General features: G+C 53.8%; 22 protein-coding genes and 1 other annotated feature. Of the genes, 12 read left to right on the plus strand and 10 right to left on the minus strand.

Going from position 1 to position 21,657, the window contains the following annotated elements:
- Positions 1-122: 122 nt before the first annotated feature.
- Together AFK62_RS12430 and sbcB are read left to right on the plus strand one after the other, a co-directional pair.
- Positions 123-1,274, plus strand: a complete 1,152-nt coding sequence (locus AFK62_RS12430; protein ID WP_007681782.1) for an acyltransferase family protein — start codon at positions 123-125, stop codon at positions 1,272-1,274.
- A 76-nt stretch (positions 1,275-1,350) separates the two neighbouring features.
- Positions 1,351-2,778, plus strand: coding sequence for an exodeoxyribonuclease I (sbcB, locus tag AFK62_RS12435; RefSeq protein WP_007681780.1), 1,428 nt, complete (start codon positions 1,351-1,353; stop codon positions 2,776-2,778).
- Between the two features lie 139 nt (positions 2,779-2,917).
- Here sbcB and AFK62_RS12440 read toward each other — a convergent pair whose 3' ends face one another.
- The 3 genes from AFK62_RS12440 to gabT form a co-directional block, all read right to left on the minus strand.
- Complete coding sequence (locus AFK62_RS12440; protein WP_053531940.1) at positions 2,918-4,279, minus strand: APC family permease; 1,362 nt, start codon at positions 4,277-4,279, stop codon at positions 2,918-2,920.
- On the minus strand, positions 4,269-4,331 hold the full coding sequence (gene yoeI, locus AFK62_RS22230; RefSeq protein ID WP_129232645.1) for a membrane protein YoeI: 63 nt from the start codon (positions 4,329-4,331) through the stop codon (positions 4,269-4,271). Before yoeI ends, AFK62_RS12440 begins: the two co-directional genes overlap by 11 nt.
- Before the next feature lie 137 nt (positions 4,332-4,468).
- Entirely contained in the window at positions 4,469-5,764 is a 1,296-nt protein-coding gene (gene gabT / locus AFK62_RS12445) for a 4-aminobutyrate--2-oxoglutarate transaminase (RefSeq protein ID WP_007681770.1), read from the minus strand.
- Between the two features lie 262 nt (positions 5,765-6,026).
- On the opposite strand from gabT, the gene AFK62_RS12450 reads away from it, so the two are divergent.
- Positions 6,027-6,806: a gamma-glutamyl-gamma-aminobutyrate hydrolase family protein gene (locus AFK62_RS12450; protein ID WP_007681769.1), complete on the plus strand. Its 780-nt coding sequence runs from the start codon at positions 6,027-6,029 to the stop codon at positions 6,804-6,806.
- On the opposite strand, the gene AFK62_RS12455 is transcribed toward AFK62_RS12450, so the two are convergent.
- Entirely contained in the window at positions 6,790-7,614 is an 825-nt protein-coding gene (locus tag AFK62_RS12455) for an SDR family oxidoreductase (protein ID WP_007681768.1), read from the minus strand. The genes AFK62_RS12450 and AFK62_RS12455 overlap by 17 nt on opposite strands.
- A gap of 177 nt (positions 7,615-7,791) precedes the next feature.
- On the opposite strand from AFK62_RS12455, the gene hisL reads away from it, so the two are divergent.
- From hisL to hisIE, 9 genes are all read left to right on the plus strand, one after another.
- A complete protein-coding gene (hisL, locus tag AFK62_RS22235; protein WP_071601073.1) occupies positions 7,792-7,842 on the plus strand; it encodes a his operon leader peptide in 51 nt (16 codons plus the stop codon).
- Positions 7,818-7,940 (plus strand) — a sequence feature (His leader region). It overlaps the preceding gene by 25 nt.
- Positions 7,941-7,987: 47 nt before the next feature.
- Positions 7,988-8,887, plus strand: a complete 900-nt coding sequence (gene hisG / locus AFK62_RS12460) for an ATP phosphoribosyltransferase (RefSeq protein WP_007681766.1) — start codon at positions 7,988-7,990, stop codon at positions 8,885-8,887.
- Between the two features lie 5 nt (positions 8,888-8,892).
- Positions 8,893-10,197 carry a histidinol dehydrogenase gene (gene hisD / locus AFK62_RS12465; RefSeq protein WP_007681764.1) on the plus strand — a complete coding sequence of 435 codons (1,305 nt, stop codon included), beginning with the start codon at positions 8,893-8,895 and terminating at the stop codon, positions 10,195-10,197.
- Entirely contained in the window at positions 10,194-11,276 is a 1,083-nt protein-coding gene (hisC, locus tag AFK62_RS12470; protein ID WP_007681762.1) for a histidinol-phosphate transaminase, read from the plus strand. Before hisD ends, hisC begins: the two co-directional genes overlap by 4 nt.
- The gene (hisB, locus tag AFK62_RS12475; RefSeq protein WP_053531941.1) at positions 11,273-12,340 is read left to right on the plus strand and encodes a bifunctional histidinol-phosphatase/imidazoleglycerol-phosphate dehydratase HisB; all 1,068 of its coding nucleotides are present in this window, start codon (positions 11,273-11,275) and stop codon (positions 12,338-12,340) included. The genes hisC and hisB overlap by 4 nt, the downstream gene beginning before the upstream one ends.
- A complete protein-coding gene (gene hisH / locus AFK62_RS12480; RefSeq protein WP_007681759.1) occupies positions 12,340-12,930 on the plus strand; it encodes an imidazole glycerol phosphate synthase subunit HisH in 591 nt (196 codons plus the stop codon). Before hisB ends, hisH begins: the two co-directional genes overlap by 1 nt.
- Positions 12,931-13,668 (plus strand): 1-(5-phosphoribosyl)-5-[(5-phosphoribosylamino)methylideneamino]imidazole-4-carboxamide isomerase, encoded by a 738-nt coding sequence (gene hisA, locus AFK62_RS12485; RefSeq protein ID WP_007681758.1) that lies wholly within the window; start codon positions 12,931-12,933, stop codon positions 13,666-13,668.
- Positions 13,650-14,426: an imidazole glycerol phosphate synthase subunit HisF gene (gene hisF / locus AFK62_RS12490; RefSeq protein ID WP_007681757.1), complete on the plus strand. Its 777-nt coding sequence runs from the start codon at positions 13,650-13,652 to the stop codon at positions 14,424-14,426. The genes hisA and hisF overlap by 19 nt, the downstream gene beginning before the upstream one ends.
- Complete coding sequence (gene hisIE / locus AFK62_RS12495) at positions 14,420-15,031, plus strand: bifunctional phosphoribosyl-AMP cyclohydrolase/phosphoribosyl-ATP diphosphatase HisIE (RefSeq protein WP_007681756.1); 612 nt, start codon at positions 14,420-14,422, stop codon at positions 15,029-15,031. The genes hisF and hisIE overlap by 7 nt, the downstream gene beginning before the upstream one ends.
- Positions 15,032-15,099: 68 nt before the next feature.
- Here hisIE and wzzB read toward each other — a convergent pair whose 3' ends face one another.
- The 6 genes from wzzB to wbjC all read right to left on the minus strand — a co-directional run bounded on the left by wzzB (position 15,100) and on the right by wbjC (position 21,657).
- The gene (gene wzzB, locus AFK62_RS12500) at positions 15,100-16,083 is read right to left on the minus strand and encodes an LPS O-antigen chain length determinant protein WzzB (RefSeq protein WP_007681755.1); all 984 of its coding nucleotides are present in this window, start codon (positions 16,081-16,083) and stop codon (positions 15,100-15,102) included.
- A 219-nt stretch (positions 16,084-16,302) separates the two neighbouring features.
- The gene (gene gndA, locus AFK62_RS12505) at positions 16,303-17,709 is read right to left on the minus strand and encodes an NADP-dependent phosphogluconate dehydrogenase (protein WP_007681751.1); all 1,407 of its coding nucleotides are present in this window, start codon (positions 17,707-17,709) and stop codon (positions 16,303-16,305) included.
- Between the two features lie 111 nt (positions 17,710-17,820).
- Complete coding sequence (locus tag AFK62_RS12510) at positions 17,821-18,225, minus strand: WbuC family cupin fold metalloprotein (RefSeq protein ID WP_007681749.1); 405 nt, start codon at positions 18,223-18,225, stop codon at positions 17,821-17,823.
- Positions 18,216-19,424, minus strand: a complete 1,209-nt coding sequence (locus tag AFK62_RS12515; protein ID WP_053531942.1) for a glycosyltransferase family 4 protein — start codon at positions 19,422-19,424, stop codon at positions 18,216-18,218. The genes AFK62_RS12510 and AFK62_RS12515 overlap by 10 nt, the downstream gene beginning before the upstream one ends.
- A complete protein-coding gene (gene wecB, locus AFK62_RS12520; protein ID WP_053531943.1) occupies positions 19,424-20,554 on the minus strand; it encodes a non-hydrolyzing UDP-N-acetylglucosamine 2-epimerase in 1,131 nt (376 codons plus the stop codon). The genes AFK62_RS12515 and wecB overlap by 1 nt, the downstream gene beginning before the upstream one ends.
- Positions 20,554-21,657: a UDP-2-acetamido-2,6-beta-L-arabino-hexul-4-ose reductase gene (gene wbjC / locus AFK62_RS21325; protein WP_007681746.1), complete on the minus strand. Its 1,104-nt coding sequence runs from the start codon at positions 21,655-21,657 to the stop codon at positions 20,554-20,556. Before wbjC ends, wecB begins: the two co-directional genes overlap by 1 nt.

Here is a 21,657-nt window from a genome sequence, read left to right on the forward strand (position 1 = left end):
TCGTTAACCCATCGTCTTCTGGCTGCGGAAAATCTGATATTCCATATTTCACGTACTCTTCCGATTGTGATAAAGGCCGACTCTTTTTAGCCTGGTGACTTTTAAAGGTTGAGGAGAAGGGTATGGCGCAGGGTAAAAGCTGGTCGCCGGAGCTGGAGGGATTGCGCGGTCTCGCGTCGCTATGGGTACTGCTGGGGCATATTTGCCTGTTGGTGCAGTGCCGCATTCCTCTGTTATACGATCCGGGTATGGGCGTCGATCTGTTTATTTTGCTGTCAGGGTTCCTGATGGCGAAAAATTATCTGGAGCGTCAGGACATTGAACCCTGGACCCACGCTCACACCATCCGGAATTTCTGGCTAAGGCGGTTCTTTCGTATCGCGCCGCTCTATTATTTCCTGCTGCTGTTAGCGCTTATTTTCGGCGCCGCGTTCGGTGAATGGCGCGATGTTATCGCGCAGGCCTGGCCCTCCACTCAGACGGAAAGTCAGCGCTACGCAGACACCTCGGCAGGCAATATCCTCGCGCATATTTCTTTTGTGTTCGGCGCTATCCCGTATTATTCCTTCCGCACGGTATTACCGGACTGGAGCATCGGGCTGGAAATGCAGTTCTACCTGCTGTTCCCGTTCATTATGTTGCTGGTAATGCGCTGGGGCTTTTTGGCCGCGGCGTTCGCGGTCATGATCGGCTGCTTTGCAGCGCGCTGGGCGTTCCCGGGGTATTTCGAAGCCTTCCCGATGCCCTCAATGATCCTGATTAAATTGCCGCTGTTCGTCGCGGGCATGCTGATTGCCGCCGCCGTGCGCGATAACCGTCGCCTGTTACTGTTGCTGGCATTTCTGGCGCCGGTGCTCGCCTGGCAGATGCATATCGCGGTCACACCGAATCGTCTTATTGCCCAGTGCGTGATGATTGCAGGCCTCGGCGCGCTGCTGTGGCAGGCCCGGGCGGGCTCGTTGCTGCATCAGGCCATGCGTCTGCCGCGCTGGCTCCTGACGCGCCGCGTCAGCCAGTTTATGGGCGATGTGTCGTACTCCGTCTACCTGCTGCACCTGATGATTGTTATCCCGGTCATCGGGCTGCTGGTGGAGCACACCGCGTTCGCGCAACATGCCTCGCCGGTGCGTCTGCTGATTGCAGCGGCCATCAGTTTGCCTGTGACTTACGGGCTTGCCACCGTGCTGTTCCACCGCGTCGAGAAACCGGGCATTGCGCTGGGTAAACGGCTGATTACGCGCAAGCCGGTCCAGCCGGAGCAAGTCTTGCCGTAAAGCGCTGCCACTTCTTCCTGAGAGGGCTATGGTTTACCATAGCCCTGTTTTTTTACTTACTCTGGATGGTGACCTGGTGTCTGATTCTGCTGCGCAACCGACTTTTCTGTTCCACGATTACGAGACCTTCGGCAAAAGCCCCTCGCTTGACCGCCCGGCGCAGTTCGCCGCGCTGCGCACCGATGAAAATTTCACGCCAGTTGGCGAACCGGACGTTTTTTACTGCAAACCCGCCGACGATTATCTTCCGCAGCCGGAAGCCGTACTGATTACCGGTATTACGCCGCAGGTGGCGCGTGCGCGCGGCGAGAACGAAGCCGAGTTCGCGCGACGTATCCATACGCAGTTCACCGTGCCGAAAACCTGTGTGGTGGGCTATAACAACGTGCGCTTTGATGACGAAGTGACGCGTAATATCTTTTACCGCAATTTCTATGACCCTTACGCCTGGAGCTGGCAGAACGACAATTCTCGCTGGGATCTGCTGGATGTGATGCGCGCCTGTTATGCCCTGCGCCCGGAAGGCATTGTCTGGCCGGAAAACAGCGATGGTCTGCCCAGTTTTCGACTTGAACATTTGACGGTCGCCAACGGCATTGAACATACCAACGCACACGATGCGATGGCGGATGTTTACGCCACCATCGCGATGGCGCAGCTCGTCAAAACCCGCCAGCCGCGGATGTTTGACTATCTCTATACCTATCGCAGCAAGCAGAAGCTGGCGACGCTTATCGATATTGTGCAGATGAAACCGCTGGTGCACGTCTCCGGCATGTTTGGTGCCTGGCGCGGCAACACCAGCTGGATTGCGCCGCTCGCATGGCACCCGGATAACCGTAACGCGGTGATTGTGGTGGATCTGGCGGGCGATATCAGCCCGTTACTGGAGCTGGACGCTGATGCCCTGCGTGAGCGGCTGTATACGCCCAAAACCGCGCTGGGTGAGGCGAGCGCGGTACCGGTGAAGCTGGTGCATCTGAATAAGTGTCCGGTGCTGGCTCAGGCTAATACGCTGCGCCCGGAAGACGCCGAGCGGTTAGGTATCGACCGCCAGCACTGCCTCAATAACCTGAAGGTGTTGCGCGACTCGCCACAGGTGCGTGAAAAGCTGGTGGCGCTGTTTGCCGAGGCCCCGCCCTTCCCGCCCACCAGTAATGTGGATGCGCAGCTCTATGAGGGGTTTTTCAGCGATGCCGACCGCGCCGCGATGCGCATTGTGCTCCAGACCCCGCCGCAGAATCTGCCCGCGCTCGACATTACTTTTGTGGATAAACGTATCGAAAAGCTGCTGTTTAACTACCGGGCGCGGAATTTCCCCGGGACCCTGAGCGAACCGGAACAGCAGCGCTGGCTGAACCACCGCCGCGATGTGTTTACGCCGGAATTCCTGCAAACCTATGCCCAGGAATTAGAGATGCTCTATAACCAGTATGAAAGCGACAAAGAGAAAACGGCGTTGTTGAAAGCGTTGTATCAATATGCCCAGGAGATCGTGGGCTAACACGACGCGCAGGTCAGGTGGATGTCGCTTTGCTTACCCGCCCTTCACACGGGAATGATCATGCGTCGCGCCGCCAGAACAGCGCGCCGCACAAATAAAAAAGGCTCCCCGAGGGGAGCCTTTTTACTGTCGCGTCATCTTACGCGATGTCTTCATGATACTGCGGTACCGGGTTACGGAAGCTGCGGGTAACGCATGCCAGGTAAACCACACCGATACCAGCCCAGATAAGGCCCAGCACCATGGAGCTTTCTTCCAGGTTCAGCCACAGCGCGCCTACCGTCAGTGCGCCGCAAACCGGCAGCAGCAGATAGGTGAAGTGGTCTTTCAGCGTCTTGTTGCGGCCTTCACGGATCCAGAACTGTGAAATCACAGACAGGTTCACGAAGGTAAACGCCACCAGCGCACCGAAGTTAATCAGCGCCGTCGCCATCACCAGGTCAAAGTTGATCGCCATCAGCGCAATCGCGCCAACCAGCACCACGTTCAGTGCCGGGGTACGCCATTTCGGATGCACGTAACCGAAGAAGCGGTTCGGGAATACGCCGTCACGTCCCATCACATACATCAGACGCGCAACGCCTGCGTGCGCTGCCATACCGGAAGCCAGCACAGTAATGGTGGAGAAAATCAGCGCACCCACCTGGAAGGCTTTACCGGCCACGTACAGCATGATTTCAGGCTGGGACGCATCCGGATCTTTAAAGCGCGAGATATCCGGGAAGTAGAGCTGGATAAAGTACGTCGCGAAAATAAAGATCAGGCCGCCAATCAGCGCAGTCAGGAAAATCGCGCGCGGGATGACACGACCGGCGTCTTTGGTTTCTTCAGACAGGTTGCTGATACCGTCAAAGCCCGTAAAGGAGAAGCACAGAATGGTCGCCCCGGTGATCATCGGGATGACATGCGCATTCTCAGACCAGAAAGGACGTGAGCTTGTGAGCGTGCCTGCGCCTTCGCCGTGAGAAACTCCGTAAATCACCATGCCCAGAATCACGGCGATCAGGATAACCTGCAGCACCACGATAATGGTGTTGAAGTTCGCCACGCCTTTCAGGGTGCGCATGTTGAATACGGTCATAAAGGCGACCAGCGCGATCACGAAGATCCACGAGGGGATCCCGGGCACCAGCGCTTCGAAATAAATTTTCGCCAGCAGAATGTTAATCATCGGCGCGAACAGATAGTCGAGCAGCGACGACCAGCCCACCATGAAGCCCACGGTCGGGTTAATCGCTTTTTGCGCGTAGGTGTAGGCGGAGCCTGCAGACGGGAAGCGTTTTACCAGCTTGCCGTAGCTGAGGGCGGTAAAGAGGATCGCCACCAGCGCAAAGGCGTAAGCGGTCGGCACATGGCCATCCGTCAGGCCGGATACGATACCGAACGTATCAAACAGCGTCATCGGCTGCATATAGGCAAGGCCCATCATAACAACCGGAATCAACGTAAGCGTTTTACGTAATTCCACGCGAGAGGTTTTTGGAGTTGCATTAAGCGACATGATTATTCTCCTTCACGGTGAACATCGCCGCGTAAGCGAAAAATTGCCCCATTTTCTGTATTCCTCAGCGACAACAACTGTCGGATTTTAGTAAGTATCTATCCGGTACGAAGCCCGGCCTCTTGAATTTAATAACGATGCTCTTGACTGCAAAAAAATAACCGACGCGTAAAACGTCGGTTAATCATCTCATTTTGCAGGGCGCGTATTTTGCACCACTTTAAGGCAGGATGACAAGATGTTGAGGCCTTCTGTCACAATTTCTTTCTCAGCGGTGAGCGGGATAAGAAAACGGATAACATTCGCACGCACGCCGCAGGTCAGTAAAATCAGCCCCTGACGCCCTGCCTCCTGCACCAGTTGCTGGGTTAACTCTTTGTCAGGACGATGGCTGTCGCGCTCGTGCACCAGCTCCATCGCCACCATCGCGCCGACGCCACGCACATCGCCGATGAAGTCATATTCCTGTGCCAGTTCGTGCAAACGGCTCATTAACAGCTCGCCCTGCTCTACCGCTCGCTCGTTCAGGTGTTCCTGCTCGATAAGATCGGTCACCGCCAGCGCCGCGGCGATGCTCACCGGCGACCCGGCGTAGGTGCCGCCAAGCCCGCCGGGCAACGCTTTGTCAAACAGCGCCTTTTTGCCCACCAGCGCGGAGAGCGGGAACCCGCCCGCCAGGCTTTTCGCCATGGTGATGAGATCGGGCTCCACACCCGCATGCTCAATCGCGAATGTTTTGCCGGTACGGCAAAAGCCGCTTTGGATCTCATCGACAATCAGCACTATGCCGTGTTTATCGCAGAGCGCACGCAACTGCTGCATAAACTCTGCGGACGCCGCGTAAAACCCGCCTTCGCCCTGTACCGGCTCGATAATAATTGCCGCGACCTCTTCCGGCGCCACGTCGGCTGCGAAAATCCCGGCCAGCGATGCCAGCGCCTGGGTGTCGCTGACGCCAAGATACGCGGCCGGATAAGGCGCGTGGTAGATCCCCGCCGGGAACGGGCCATAGCCTTTTTTATAAGGCTGCACTTTACCGGTCAGCGCCATACCCAGCAGCGTGCGCCCATGAAACGCGCCGCGAAAGGCAATCACCGCCGAGCGGCCCGTGGCAATGCGCGCGACTTTAATCGCGTTTTCCACCGCCTCCGCGCCCGTCGAAAGAAACAGCGTCTGACAGGGTTCGCTGATGGGAGCAAGGTGATTAAGCCGCTCCGCGAGCTCAATGTAATTGCCGTATGGCGTTACCTGAAAACAGGGATGCGTAAAATGCTCAAGCTGCGCTTTTACCGCCCCGATAATCGCCGGGTGGTTATGCCCGGTATTGAGCACCGCGATCCCGGAGGCGAAATCGATATACCGCCGCCCCTCTACATCCCAGATCTCTGCGTTTTTCGCCCGCGCCACAAATACCGGCAGCGCGTTCCCTACCCCCTGCGGCACCGCCTGCTCACGCCGCGTCTGCCACTGCTGATTGCTTTGCATCATTGACTCCTGTGCGCAAAAAGCCTCCGCCCAAAAAGACGGAGGCACATTATTTTCATCATAGGTTGAGGGGCGCAGGGAAAAGGGAGACCCCGTCTGGCGGTTTGCGTCGCAAGGAAGTGTGGCGAAAGCCGCTCAAATAACGCCCGTTATCAAAACATAGCTCAAGGCGTAAGTTCCGCCAGAGCGCACGCCGGGAAAGTTGACCCGCTGCGAATGCTCAACTACAGGATCTGTATCCCAGCGAGACAGGCGAACCAGCATGACCGTAACGACCCCGCCGTTAATCGGCGTATTGATGTGCCAGGCAAATCAGAATGGACAGCTGATCCTGACCGTAGAAAACCTTTATCTGGCCCCGCTTTATCATGCAGGCGCGGTGGCAATCCCGCTCCCTCATCATCTGGCGGACGATCCGCTTTATCTCGCCGCCGCCCTGAAATCGATCAGCGGCATTTTTCTGCCCGGCAGCCCATGCAACATTGAACCGCATCACTACGGTGAAGAAGCGCAGGAAAGCAGCAACGATCCCGGGCGCGATAAACTGGCGTTAATGCTGGTGCGTCATGCGCTTAACACAGGCCTGCCGCTGCTTGGCTCGTGTCGCGGTGTGCATGAGATGGTCGTCGCGACCTGCGGGAAACTCTGGCGGCAGTTACATAACGTTGAAGGATTACGCGAGCATGAAGTAAACCCGAGCGGTAGCCCCGAGGAGAAATTCGCGCCGGTGCATGGTCTTAATATTATGCCCGGCGGCTGGCTTGACCGTTGGGTGCCTGCGGGCGAGGCGGTACGCGTGAACACGCTGCACCAGCAGGGCATTCGCGAAGTGGGGCCGGGCGTGTTTATCGAAGCGCGCGCCGATGACGGACTGATAGAGGCTATCAGTATTCCTGAACACCCGTTCGCCTTTGGCGTACAGTGGCACCCGGAGTGGGGCGCGCTGTGCGACGAGCCGCTCTCAAAACAGATGTTCGATGCGTTTGTCGCAGCCTGCCGTGTCTGGCAGGCCGAACATCAGGCGCTTACTCCATTGGCATAAGCAGCGGGTCCGGGTAGAGATACTCAAACCCCAGTTCGTGGCAGATCCGATTGCCATCAATCAGTTTGCCCTTCTTGCCCGCCGGGCTGTCATTAAAGCGTGGCGGCGCAAGGCCAAGCTGGCGTGCCATTACCGGATAAAACTCAGCGCGGGCAGGATGCTGCGGGGCACAAAGGTTGTAGGTGTGCCCGCCCTTCGGTGCCTGCAACAGGAAGGTAATGGCGCCGATCACGTCCTCAAGATGCACAAGATTGACGCCATGTCCACCATTGGGCGCCGTTTTACCGGCAAAGAAACGTCCCGGATGGCGTCCAGGCCCCACCAGCCCCGCGAGACGCAAGATATCAACGGAGGTCCCCGGCAGATGATGCAGCCACTGCTCGAGGTCCCGCAGCACCTGCCCGCTTTCCGTGACCGGATTGAGCGGCGATGTTTCCTTGCATACGCCCTCCGCCTCGCCATAGACCGAGGTTGAGCTGGTAAAGATAATCCGCGGGATCTGGTGCGCCAGCGCGCTGTCAACAACCTGCTGCACCGCCTGTAAATAATACTCGCCATTGCCGCCGGTACGCCGTGCGGGCAGGGTCACTACCAGCGCGTCGGCGTTAAAGAGCGCGTCCAGCTCGTCACTGTCGCACACCATTTCAGGCGTAAGCTCCAGTTGATAGCTTTCAATGCCGCACATGCGCGCCGCTTCCACGCCGTCCGCCGTCGTTTTACTGCCAGCAACCTGCCAGCCTCTGGCATTGAGCGCGAGCGCGAGCGGCATCCCTAACCACCCTAATCCGACAATCGCGACCTTTTTCATCTCGTTCCTGCTCCTTCTTTTTACCTGCATGGTTTCAGGCTACGCCAGCCGCTGCGGGCTGACAATTCATGTAATGAATATGAAAGGTTTTAATGATGAAAAAAAGCCCTTGCCTTATCTGCCCGGTATGGTTTACGGTTAAGGCAGGTTTGAATAAGCATTCATCAAGAGAATTTTATGACACGCGTTCAGTTTAACAACCACCACCATCACCATCATCCTGACTAGTCTTTCAGGCGATGTGTGCTGGAAGACATTCAGATCTTCCAGTGGTGCATGAACGCTAAGAGAGCCCCCGGAAGATCATCTTCCGGGGGCTTTTTTATTGGGCGTTTGCAAACGAATACCACGAGATCAACAAGGATAAGGCGAGATGACAGACAACAACCGTTTACGCATAGCTATTCAGAAATCAGGCCGTTTAAGCGATGATTCGCGAGAATTACTGGCCCGCTGCGGCATAAAAATCAATCTACACACGCAGCGTCTGATTGCCCTGGCGGAGAATATGCCCATTGATATTCTGCGCGTGCGTGATGACGATATCCCGGGCCTGGTGATGGATGGCGTGGTCGATCTCGGCATCATCGGCGAAAACGTACTGGAAGAAGAGCTGCTGACCCGCCGTGCTCAGGGCGACGACCCGCGCTATTACACCTTGCGCCGTCTTGATTTCGGCGGCTGCCGTCTTTCGCTCGCCACCTCTGTGGATGAGGCCTGGGAAGGCCCGGAAAGCCTGAACAACAAACGTATCGCCACCTCTTATCCGCACCTGCTCAAGCGTTATCTCGACCAAAAAGGCGTGCAGTTCAAATCCTGCCTGCTGAATGGTTCGGTGGAAGTCGCGCCGCGCGCCGGGCTTGCCGACGCCATCTGCGATTTAGTCTCTACCGGTGCGACCCTTGAGGCGAACGGCCTGCGTGAAGTGGAAGTGATCTATCGCTCCAAAGCCTGTCTTATCCAGCGCGACGGCGAAATGCCTGGCGTGAAACAACAGCTTATCGACAAACTGCTGACCCGCATTCAGGGCGTTATCCAGGCGCGCGAATCGAAATACATCATGCTGCACGCGCCGACCGAACGCCTCGATGAAGTCATTGCCCTGCTGCCAGGCGCCGAACGTCCGACTATTCTGCCGCTTGCAGGCGATCAGCAGCGTGTGGCGATGCACATGGTGAGCAGCGAAACCCTGTTCTGGGAAACGATGGAGAACCTTAAAGCGCTCGGCGCAAGCTCCATTCTGGTATTGCCGATTGAGAAGATGATGGAGTAACCGCCATGGCCTTTAATACGATTATCGACTGGAATCGTTGCAGCGCAGAAGAACAGCGCGAACTGTTGATGCGCCCGGCGGTGTCGGCATCAGAAAGCATTACCCGCACCGTGGCGGAGATCCTGGATAACGTCAAAGCGAAGGGTGATGCGGCACTGCGCGAATACAGCGCAAAGTTCGATAAAACTGACGTGACATCGATGCGCGTTACGGCAGAAGAGATAGATGCCGCCGCCGCGCGCCTTGCCGAGAACGTAAAACAAGCGATGGCAGTGGCTGTCGCGAACATCGACAAATTTCACCGCGCCCAGCGGCTCGCAACGGTGGATGTGGAAACCCTGCCCGGCGTGCGTTGCCAGCAGGTGACGCGCCCGGTGGCCTCTGTCGGCCTTTATATTCCCGGCGGCTCCGCCCCCCTCTTCTCTACGGTGCTGATGCTGGCGACGCCAGCGCGCATCGCGGGCTGTAAAAACGTGGTGCTCTGCTCACCGCCGCCCATTGCCGATGAAATCCTGTACGCCGCAAAACTCTGCGGTGTGCAGACGGTGTTCCAGGCCGGGGGCGCACAGGCGATCGCCGCCCTCGCCTTCGGTACAGAAAGCGTGCCGAAAGTCGATAAGATATTCGGCCCGGGCAACGCGTATGTGACCGAAGCCAAGCGCCAGGTGAGCCAGCGCCTCGACGGGGCGGCCATTGATATGCCTGCCGGCCCGTCCGAAGTGCTGGTGATTGCCGACAGCGGCGCGACGCCCGATTTCGTGGCGTCTGATCTGCTCTCGCAAGCCGAACACGGCCCTGATTCGCAGGTCATCCTGCTGACCCCGGATGCCGCAATGGCACACGCTGTAGCCGAGGCCACCGCCCGTCAGCTGGCGGCGCTGCCGCGCGCCGATACCGCGCGTCAGGCGCTGAGTGCAAGCCGCCTCATCGTGGCGCGCGATCTGGCGCAGTGCGTTGAAATTTCTAACCAGTACGGCCCGGAGCACCTGATTATTCAGACCCGCGACGCGCGTTCTCTGGTCGACGATATTACCAGCGCAGGCTCGGTCTTTTTAGGTGACTGGTCGCCGGAATCGGCCGGCGATTACGCCTCCGGGACTAACCATGTGTTGCCGACCTACGGTTACACCGCCACCTGTTCAAGCCTGGGGCTCGCCGATTTCCAGAAACGCATGACGGTTCAGGAATTAACGCCTGCCGGGTTTTCGGCGCTCGCAGAAACCATCGAAACGCTGGCGGCAGCAGAACAGCTCACCGCCCACAAAAACGCTGTGACGCTGCGAGTGGCAGCCCTGAAGGAGCAAGCATGAGCATTGAAGAACTGGCGCGCGAAAATGTGCGCAATCTGACGCCCTATCAGTCGGCGCGCCGTCTCGGTGGGAATGGCGATGTGTGGCTAAATGCTAATGAATATCCGCAGGCCGTCGAGTTTCAGCTGACCGCGCAGACGCTCAACCGCTATCCGGAGTGCCAGCCGAAAACCGTCATTGCGCGTTATGCACAATACGCGGGTGTAAAACCGGAACAGGTGCTGGTAAGCCGTGGCGCGGATGAAGGCATTGAGCTGCTGATCCGCGCGTTCTGCGAACCCGGCCGTGATGCGGTGCTTTACTGTCCACCCACGTATGGCATGTACAGTGTCAGCGCCGAAACCATTGGTGTTGAGTGCCGCACAGTCCAGGCCGTTGACGGCTGGCAACTCGATCTGCCCGCGATTGCTGAACAGCTTGATGGCGTGAAGGTGATTTTCGTCTGCAGCCCTAACAACCCGACCGGGCAGCTGATCAACCCGCAGGATCTGCGTGTTCTGCTGGAGATGGCGCGTGGCAAGGCGATCGTCGTCGCTGATGAAGCCTATATTGAGTTCTGCCCGCAGGCAACGCTCACGGGCTGGCTTGGGGAATACCCGCACCTCGTGGTGCTGCGTACGCTCTCCAAAGCGTTTGCCCTGGCCGGTCTGCGCTGCGGCTTTACGCTTGCGAATGAAGAGGTCATCAACCTGCTGCTGAAAGTCATCGCGCCCTACCCGCTTTCCACGCCGGTAGCGGATATCGCCGCCCAGGCGTTAAGCCCGCAGGGGATCACCGCCATGCGCGAGCGCGTGGCGCAAGTGCTGGTTAATCGCCAGTTTTTGATTGCAGGCCTTCGCGACACGCCCTGTGTCGAGACGATTTTCGACAGCGAAACTAACTACGTGCTTGCACGGATCACAGCCTCCAGCGCGGTATTTAAATCGCTGTGGGATCAGGGCATTATCTTACGAGACCAGAACAGACAACCGACACTCAGCGGCTGCCTGCGCATTACCGTCGGCACGCGTGAAGAGTGCCAGCGCGTGATTGACGCCCTGCGTGACCAACCCGGCCTTGTGGCCACGGAGCGAGTATGAGCCAGAAGTATCTCTTTATTGACCGCGACGGCACGCTGATTGCCGAGCCGCCGGACGATTTCCAGGTGGACCGTTTTGACAAACTCGCCTTTGAGCCGGACGCGATCCCTGTGCTGCTGCAGCTGCAAAACGCGGGCTTTAAGCTTGTGATGATCACGAATCAGGACGGCCTTGGCACTGACAGCCTGCCGCAGGCGGATTTCGACGGCCCGCACAACCTGATGATGCAGATTTTTACGTCTCAGGGCGTGATTTTCGACGACGTGCTGATCTGCCCGCACTTTCCGACCGACGGCTGCGACTGCCGCAAGCCTAAAACGAAGCTTGTTGAGCGCTACCTTGAATCTGGCGTCATGGACGCGGCGCACAGCTATGTGATTGGCGATCGCGCAACCGACGTGGAGCTTGCCGACAACATGGGCATTCAGGGCCTGCGCTATAACCGCGCGGAGCTTAACTGGCCTGCCATCGGTGAGCGCCTGACACGTCGCGATCGCTATGCCCACGTGGAGCGAAGCACGCGCGAAACCCAGATCGATGTGAAAGTCTGGCTCGATCGCGAAGGCGGCAGCAAAATCAATACCGGCGTCGGTTTCTTCGACCATATGCTTGACCAAATCGCCACCCATGGCGGCTTTCGCATGGAAATCGCGGTGAAGGGCGACCTGTACATCGACGATCATCACACCGTGGAAGATACCGGTCTCGCGCTCGGCGAAGCCCTGAAGCTGGCGCTCGGCGACAAACGCGGCATTAATCGTTTCGGTTTTGTGCTGCCAATGGATGAGTGTCTGGCGCGCTGCGCGCTTGATATCTCCGGACGCCCGCACCTCGAATATAAAGCCGAGTTCACCTACCAGCGCGTGGGCGATCTCAGCACCGAGATGGTCGAGCACTTCTTCCGTTCGCTCTCGTACACCATGGCCGTCACGCTGCATTTGAAAACCAAAGGCAAGAACGATCATCACCGCGTGGAAAGTCTGTTTAAAGCCTTTGGCCGTACGCTGCGCCAGGCCATCCGTGTGGAAGGCGATACCCTGCCTTCATCAAAAGGAGTGCTGTGATGAACGTGGTGATACTGGATACCGGCTGCGCCAACCTGCACTCAGTGCAATCCGCCATACGCCGTCACGACTATGCGCCTGTAGTAAGCCGCGACCCGGATGTGGTACTGCGCGCCGATAAGCTGTTTTTACCAGGCGTCGGCACCGCCGAGGCGGCGATGAACCAGATTATCGAGCGCGACCTGGTGGATCTGATCAAAGCCTGTACACAGCCGGTGCTCGGGATTTGCCTGGGTATGCAGCTACTCGGCAGCCGTAGCGAAGAGAGCAATGGCGTCGATCTGCTGGGCATTATCGATCAGCCGGTGCCGAAAATGACTGATCACGGCTTACCGCTGCCGCATATGGGCTGGAACCGCGTGTCAGCGAAAGCGGGTGACCGACTGTTTCGCGGCATTGATGACGACGCCTGGTTTTATTTCGTGCACAGCTACGCGATGCCAGTGAATGCCAATACCATCGCGCAATGCCATTATGGTGAGCCGTTTACCGCGGCGGTGCAAAAAGATAACTTCTGGGGGGTGCAGTTCCACCCGGAACGTTCAGGGGCCGCGGGCGCGCAGCTGCTGAAAAACTTCCTGGAGATGTAAATGATTATTCCGGCTCTGGATTTAATTGACGGCACAGTGGTGCGCCTGCATCAGGGCGATTACGGCCAGCAACGCGACTATGGGCAAGACCCGCTGCCGCGTCTGCAGGATTATGAAGCGCAGGGTGCGACATTACTGCATCTGGTGGATTTGACCGGTGCGAAAGATCCGGCGAAACGCCAGATCCCGCTGATTCAAAAGCTGGTGGCCGGTGTTGGCGTGCCAGTGCAGGTCGGCGGCGGCGTGCGCGCTGAAGAGGATGTGGCGGCGTTGCTTAACGCGGGCGTTGCGCGCGTGGTGGTCGGTTCAACGGCGGTAAAAGCGCCGCATGAGGTGCAACGCTGGTTTGAGCGCTTCGGCCCGGACGCGCTGGTGCTGGCCCTGGATGTGCGTATTGATGAGGCGGGCAGCAAGCAGGTGGCGGTGAGCGGCTGGCAGGAGAACTCCGGCGTGACGCTGGAAACGCTGGTGGAAAGCTACCTGCCCGCCGGGCTTAAACATGTATTGTGCACCGATATTTCGCGTGACGGCACGCTGTCCGGCTCCAACGTGGCGCTATATGAAGAAATTTGCGCGCGTTATCCGCAGGTGGCGTTCCAGTCCTCCGGCGGCATCGGCGAGCTTTCGGATATCCGCGCGCTGCGCGGCAGCGGTGTCGGCGGCGTGATCGTGGGTCGTGCGCTGCTGGAAGGCAAATTTAACGTAACGGAGGCGATCCAATGCTGGCAAAACGGATAATCCCTTGTCTTGACGTGCGCGACGGGCAGGTTGTTAAAGGCGTGCAGTTTCGTAATCACGAAATTATTGGCGATATCGTGCCGCTCGCCAGACGTTACGCTGAAGAGGGCGCCGATGAACTGGTGTTCTACGATATCACCGCCTCAAGCGACGGCCGCGTGGTCGATAAAAGCTGGGTGACCCGTGTGGCGGAAGTCATCGATATCCCCTTCTGCGTGGCGGGTGGCATTAAAACGCTGGAAGACGCGGCGCAGATTCTCTCCTTCGGTGCAGACAAAATTTCTGTTAACTCTCCTGCGCTCGCTGATCCGACGCTGATCACGCGCCTGGCGGACCGCTTCGGCGTGCAGTGCATCGTCGTGGGCATTGATACCTGGTTTGATGAGCAAACCGGCAAATATCATGTGAATCAATATACCGGTGATGAGAGCCGCACCCGTGTTACGCAGTGGGAAACCCTGGACTGGGTGCAAGAAGTGCAACGGCGCGGCGCGGGTGAAATCGTGCTGAATATGATGAACCAGGACGGCGTGCGTAACGGCTATGATCTGGTGCAACTGAAAAAGGTGCGCGAGGTATGCCATGTACCGCTGATTGCCTCCGGCGGTGCCGGAACAATGCAGCACTTCCTGGACGCGTTTCGTGAGGCGAACGTCGACGGCGCGCTGGCAGCGTCAGTGTTCCATAAACAGATTATTAATATTGGCGAGCTGAAGGCGTTTCTCGCTCAGCAAGGCGTGGAGATACGGGTGTGTTAACAGAACAACAACGGGCTCAACTGGACTGGGCAAAAACCGACGGGCTGCTGCCGGTCGTGGTACAACATGCGGTTTCAGGCGAAGTCCTGATGCTGGGGTATATGAACCAGGATGCCCTGCGCGAAACCGAGCAAAGCGGCAAAGTAACGTTTTTCTCGCGCACCAAAGGCCGCTTGTGGACCAAAGGCGAAACCTCCGGGCATTTCCTGAATGTGGTGAGCATGGCGCCGGATTGCGATAACGATACGCTGCTGGTGCTGGTTAACCCTATTGGGCCAACCTGCCATCTTGGCACCTCAAGCTGCTTTGGCGAGGCGCATCACCAGTGGCATTTCCTGTATCAACTCGAAGCGCTGCTGGCCGCGCGTAAAACCGCCTCGCCGGACAGTTCCTATACCGCAAAGCTGTATGCGAGCGGCACCAAACGCATTGCGCAGAAAGTGGGAGAAGAAGGCGTTGAGACCGCGCTTGCTGCGACCGTGCGCGACCGTGATGAACTGGTGAATGAAGCCTCTGACCTGGTGTATCACCTGCTGGTGCTCTTGCAGGATCAGGAGCTTGATCTCAGTGCGGTTATTGAAAACCTGCGCGGAAGGCATAAGTAACCACACTGCGTTCAGAATAAATAAAGGCCGCGTAAAGCGGCCTTTTTGTTGGCGGGAGTTTAGCCAGGCTAGCGGGCGTTGTACTCGCGCAGGGCATTACGCCCCAGTACGATACCCGAGCCGATTAATCCACCCAGCAGTACAGAAAGCACCAGTACCAGCGCACGTTTCGGACTGTCACGGCGCAGCGGCTCGGTTGGTTTCATCACATAGCGATATGCATGCAGGGATGACGGGTCGATTTTGAGTTTGGAAATATCCAGCAAATTCTGTTTCGTCAGGTAATACGCATCAGAAAAAACCAGCGGACGTGTCGCTTCGTTTTTGATCATTGAGGAGAGCGCTTCGCTACCCAACAGGAACAGCGTGTCCTGTGTGACTTCTTGTGCCTGCGGCATTTGTGGCGAGGTGACGTTCGCTTCCTGCGCAAATTTCAACGCTTCGGCTATCTGCTTTATACGCAGATCTTTCTGCTCCTGGGCCACTTTTTCCTGCGAGGAAAGCGACTCCTGCAATTCTTTGACGCGCGCTGTTACGTTATCGCTAAGGTCTTTATCCAGCTCTTTGGCGATTTGCTCATCCACCTGCTGAATGTATTGCGCGAGCTTTTTCTGCGCTGCCTGTGCCGTATCGCTCTGATAGGACACTTTCAACGGCAAGGGTTGCCCTTTTACCGCGGTATCAATAGTCAGCTGTTCGGGTTCTTGCTGGTTTTGTAATGATTCAGACAGCGCGGAAAACGCCGAGCTAAAGCGGCCTACCACGCGCTGCTGTACATCCGTCACGTTCGGCGCTGTCGTGCCATAAAGAATATTCATAGCGTTGTTATAGCTGGCGATCTGACCCGCATCCGGCATCGTCACGATGGCGGTCGATGTCCACTTTTCTTTGGCGACGAAAAGATAAAATACTGCCAGAACAAGCACCACGACAACGGTGGCGATGATAGTGATACGCCCTCTCCAGAGCTGCATCAGCAGGTCGATCAGATCGATTTGTTCCGGGTTCCCATTGCTGTGGTGAATATCGCCACCCTGAAATTCTTTGCTCATAGAGTCCTTGTTTGTCATCTAATTATTATGAGAAAGCCACACCAGCCATGAGTGTAGATGCAAGGTATTATCATTGCATAACGAAGCGGAAAAGAGAGTTGGGAAAATGCTGAAAAACGAGGGAGTTGCTGGCTTCGTTGGCAAAATGCTTTGCCGTTTCCAGGCGCGATCAGACGAAAAAAAACCCGGTAAACCGGGCTTTTTTATGACGGCGAAGCGTTATTCCATCCACTCAGTGTGGAAGACGCCTTCTTTATCGGTGCGTTTGTAAGTATGTGCGCCGAAGTAGTCACGCTGCGCCTGAATCAGGTTCGCCGGCAGCACCGCAGAACGGTAGCTGTCGTAATAGGCGATAGCGGCGGAGAACGTCGGAGTCGGGATACCGTTTTGTACGGCATAGGCCACGACGTCACGCAGCGCCTGCTGATAATCATCAGCGGCTTTTTTGAAGTACGGTGCCAGCAGCAGGTTCGCAATAGAAGCGTTTTCTGCGTAAGCGTCAGTGATTTTTTGCAGGAACTGGGCGCGAATAATGCAGCCTGCGCGGAAAATCTTAGCGATTTCGCCGTAGTTCAGATCCCAGTGGTATTCTTCCGACGCAGCACGCAGCTGAGAGAAGCCCTGCGCGTAGGAGACTATCTTACCGAGGTAAAGCGCGCGGCGAACTTTCTCGATGAACTCGCCTTTGTCACCTGCGAATGGTTTCGCCTGCGGACCGCTCAGCACTTTAGAGGCCGCAACACGCTGCTCTTTCAGAGAGGAGATGTAACGCGCAAAAACCGATTCGGTGATGAGCGACAGCGGTTCGCCGAGATCCAGCGAGCTCTGGCTGGTCCATTTACCGGTACCTTTGTTCGCAGCTTCATCCAGAATCACATCGACCAGGTAGTTACCGTCTTCATCTTTCTTGGTGAAGATGTCTTTTGTGATATCGATAAGGTAGCTGCTCAGTTCGCCTTCGTTCCATTCAGAGAAGGTTTTGGCCAGCTCTTCGTTGGACAGGTTCAGGCCATGCTTGAGCAGAGAGTAGGCTTCTGCGATAAGCTGCATGTCGCCGTATTCGATGCCGTTATGCACCATTTTTACGTAGTGACCTGCGCCATCCGCACCGATGTAGGTGACACACGGTTCGCCTTCGGCCACAGCCGCGATCTCTTTTAAGATTGGCGCAACGAGTTCGTAAGCTTCTTTCTGACCACCAGGCATAATGGATGGGCCTTTCAGGGCGCCCTCTTCGCCACCGGAGACGCCGGTACCGATAAAGTTAAACCCTTCCGCCGACAGTTCACGGTTACGACGGATAGTGTCCTGGAAGAATGTGTTACCGCCATCAATGATGATGTCGCCTTTTTCCAGATACGGCTTCAGGGAGTCGATGGCTGCGTCCGTACCCGCACCGGCTTTCACCATTAAGAGGATGCGGCGCGGGGTTTCCAGCGACTCGACAAACTCCTGAACGGTATAATAAGGCACCAGTTTCTTGCCGGGATTTTCAGCAATCACTTCTTCGGTTTTTTCACGGGAGCGGTTGAATACGGAGACGGTATAACCACGGCTTTCAATGTTGAGCGCCAGGTTGCGCCCCATGACTGCCATACCAACGACGCCGATCTGTTGCTTGGACATTACATACTCCTGTCAGGTTTGGTCACCGCGACTTGTGCGCGGCTTGAAAATGTATTGAAAATGTTAACTCATGAGGGGCTATCGTAGATAGCGGAAGATGCAATTCAGCGCTTACCAGCGGGGAAAAGCTTTCGCATAGACAGGATCAAAAGGCCCTTCTTTAATTTCCAACATGACCGCTTTGTCGCTAACACATTCAACGCTATGCACATCACCGGGCGCAAGTTCAACAATGCTTACCCCAGTCCCTTCTCCAGCAAGAAACTGTTTGAATATATTGCCTACTCCATCAAAAAGGGTTACCTGAACCTGCCCCTGAATAATAGTAAACATTTCCCATTGGTCAGGCAGTTCATGATAATGAGGTTCAACATAACTACCTTTGAGCATAAAAATAAGCAACCGCTGAACTTTGTCCTGATGTGAATGGTGCAACAATAAATGTGAGCGCAAACGTTCCGAGGCTTTTGCATCTTCAAAAAGTAAATCAATTTTTGAGGTTTCAATCAGTCGCATTGCAAGGCCTCCAAACGCATCGTTATAGCCTGAGCGGCAGACTCAACTGAAAATTGGTCTTTTAATAAAAAATTCGCTCCCATACCCAATTCCTTTCGTAGGCCCGCATTAGTGAGCAGCATCGTAGCTGAATGATAAAGCTTATCATCCTCGCCATTAACGTGAATAAAGCCGGCTTTATTATTATTGATAATATCCAGAAGATCATTACCTGCATTAACACTGCCTAATATTGGTAATGACTCTACCATATAGCCTAACAATTTACCTGGAAAGTTATGAGCCGAATGTCGCGCAGACAGTGAAAATAACCCAACATCAACTTCAGACAGAATGAATTTAAAGAGTTTTTGGTCAACAGACGGCAAATAAGTAAAATTATTCAAACACCATTTTTCAGCCAAACTATTAATTAATGCAACCTCATCGCCCTGGCCAATAAAAAGGAAATGAGCTTGAGGATATACACTCATTTTACGAGCAAGGCGCATAAGATTGGCCATGTCTTGCGCATGGCCTATATTGCCACCATAGAAGAAGATGATTTTATCTTCAAGACTCAGCTGCTGGCGAATCGATACATACTCCTCAGGCAATGAGACAGGAGTAAGAGATGCCCAGTTTCTTAACACCTCACATGGAAACCCTTTATTAAGGCTACGAAAAAGTTCAAGATTTTTATCAGACATTAGTCCAATTCTATCTGCTTGCTTGTAAGTGAATTTTTCAAAAAAACGGAAATATTGCGCTATAACTGAATCACCGCTTATCATACCCGCGTCAATGACCCATTGCGGGAACAAATCGCGCAAAATCAAATATGCAGGACAGCCACATTGAAACTTAATTTTTTTTACAAGATGCCCCCAAAAAATGGAAGGCGAATAATATACAACACCATCAAATGTATTTTTATTTACTAAACTTTTAATAGCACGCCATGCGCGCCACGAAAGGAGCGTTTCATTTAAGGCACGTTGTAATTTAGTTGTATCTTTCAACGCACCGCTTTTAAAGCGCCATGTTGTGACGCCTTCAACGATGCTAATAGAAAGTTGTACATTAAGTTCAGTGTCGGGCGTGATTACCGTAACATCATGCCCGCTATGTAGAAATTCCTGAGCGAGCTCATGAAACATTTTCGCGCCAACACGAGTACTGTTGGGTAGATAATCATCTATGATCAGCGCAAGTCTCATTAATATTCTTTCCAGACAACTCTTTTAATGTAATCCGTATAAGATTGTATGATTCTGACTACTTTATCTGATACATTTGGCATAGCATAATCATTTACTTGTCGTAAAAGTCGTATATTACCGCGAGGCTGGTCCTCGAGAATATCTAATGCTTGTAAAACTCGGTTGCATTCAAGCCCAACCATCATTACAGAGGCTTCTTCAAAACCTTCAGGCCTTTCATGAGCTTCGCGAATATTTAATGCCGCAAAATTCATAATAGACGATTCTTCAGTAATCGTTCCGCTATCTGATAGCACGGCTTTTGAATTTTTTTGGAGATGATTATAATCGTGAAACCCTAATGGCTTTAATAACTGAATATTTGTATGGAATTCAATTCCCTGTTCATTAATACGTTTGCGCGTGCGAGGATGAGTCGATACAATTACAGGTAAATTATATTTCTCAGCAATAGTATTAAGGATATCTGCTAACTTGAATAGTTTCTCCGGAGAGTCAACATTTTCTTCGCGATGCGCACTGACTACGAAAAATTTTCCTGCACATAAATTGAGGCGGGAAAGAACATCAGAACTATCAATTTGTGGCATATAATGCGACAGCACTTCAAACATAGGACTGCCCGTTTTTATTATTCTGTCTGCGGGGATACCTTCTGCAAGCAGATACTCACGCGCGATATCACTATAAGTCATATTTATATCTGCCGTGTGATCAACAATGCGACGATTAGTTTCCTCTGGGACACGCTGGTCAAAACACCGGTTGCCGGCTTCCATATGAAAAATTGGTACTTTGCGTCTTTTAGCCGGTATTGCAGAGATGCATGAGTTAGTATCGCCAAGAATTAGCATTGCTTCTGGATTTTCGCTTTCCAAAACTTCATCGACCTTTATAATCACTTGGCCAATGGTTTCAGCAGCATTTTTCCCTGCAGCATTTAAAAAATAATCAGGTTTCCTCACGCCTAAGTCATTGAAAAACACTTCATTTAATTCATAATCATAATTTTGCCCAGTGTGAACAATAATGTGTTCACAATATTGGTCTAATTTGGCTAAAACACGTGACAGGCGGATAATCTCTGGACGAGTTCCTACAACGGACATGACTTTCATTTTGTTCATTACAATGGTCTCGCTATTGTGTCTGGTTCTGCACGATTAAAAATTTCATTAGCCCAAAGCATAACAATGAGCTCATCAGAACCTATATTTGTTATATCGTGAGTCCATCCCGGCACCGTTTCAACGATTTTATATTCATCAGATGTTACATTGAGTTCATAGCGTTCACCGGTAATGACATGCTCAAATTTAAAACACGCATTACCACGAATAACTAAAAACTTTTCGTTTTTAGAATGATGGTAATGACCGCCACGAGTTATGCCAGGATGAGCAGTAAAGAAAGAAAACTGCCCTGCTGACGGTGTTTTTAGCATTTCACAAAATACACCTCGTGCATCACCATAGGAAGGAACAGTATAAACAAAATTAGCGGGTGAAAAATAACTTAACCAAGTAGAATAAAGTGCCCTTATAAAACCAGCACCCACCTCTTCAGTTATTAAATTGTTACGACTTTCTTTGAAGCGACTCAGTAATTCAGCAACCTCACCAACAGAGGTTGAATATACAGGTGTGACTTTCCTAAAACCATTTTCGCTTTTTCCCTGAAGAAGCTCTATAGCATCGCGGCAAACATCATCAATATAAACGAGATTTACAGCTGCTGCAGGGTCATTGACTGTTATGTCTAATCCGTGAGAGAGATTATGACAAAAAGTCGCTACAAAAGAGTTGTAATTAGGTTTACACCATTTTCCAAAAACATTTGGATAACGGTATATATAATGTGCAGCGCCACTAATTGTTGCATATCGTAAAATATGTTTTTCTGCGGCCGCTTTGCTTAGACCATATGCATTTTTTTGCTTTGCCTGTATGGAGGAGCTTAGCATAATAGGTATATTTAATTTATTTTTTAGCAATATCTCTATTATAGCTTCAGTAAAATTACCATTTCCTTCAGCAAACTCCCGTTCATGCTGGGGTCTATTTACTCCGGCAAGATGATATACAAAATCGGCTTGTTTAAGAGCATGTTCAAGCTCTTCAATACTATTTTTACGGCTTATTTTTATAAGATCATTGTAGCCCGCCTCCTGCAAGCGAAGGCATAAATTACGGCCGATAAAACCATCGGCTCCCGTTACAACAATTTTCAT

Source organism: Cronobacter condimenti 1330, assembly GCF_001277255.1.
Taxonomy (GTDB): Bacteria; Pseudomonadota; Gammaproteobacteria; order Enterobacterales; family Enterobacteriaceae; genus Cronobacter; species Cronobacter condimenti.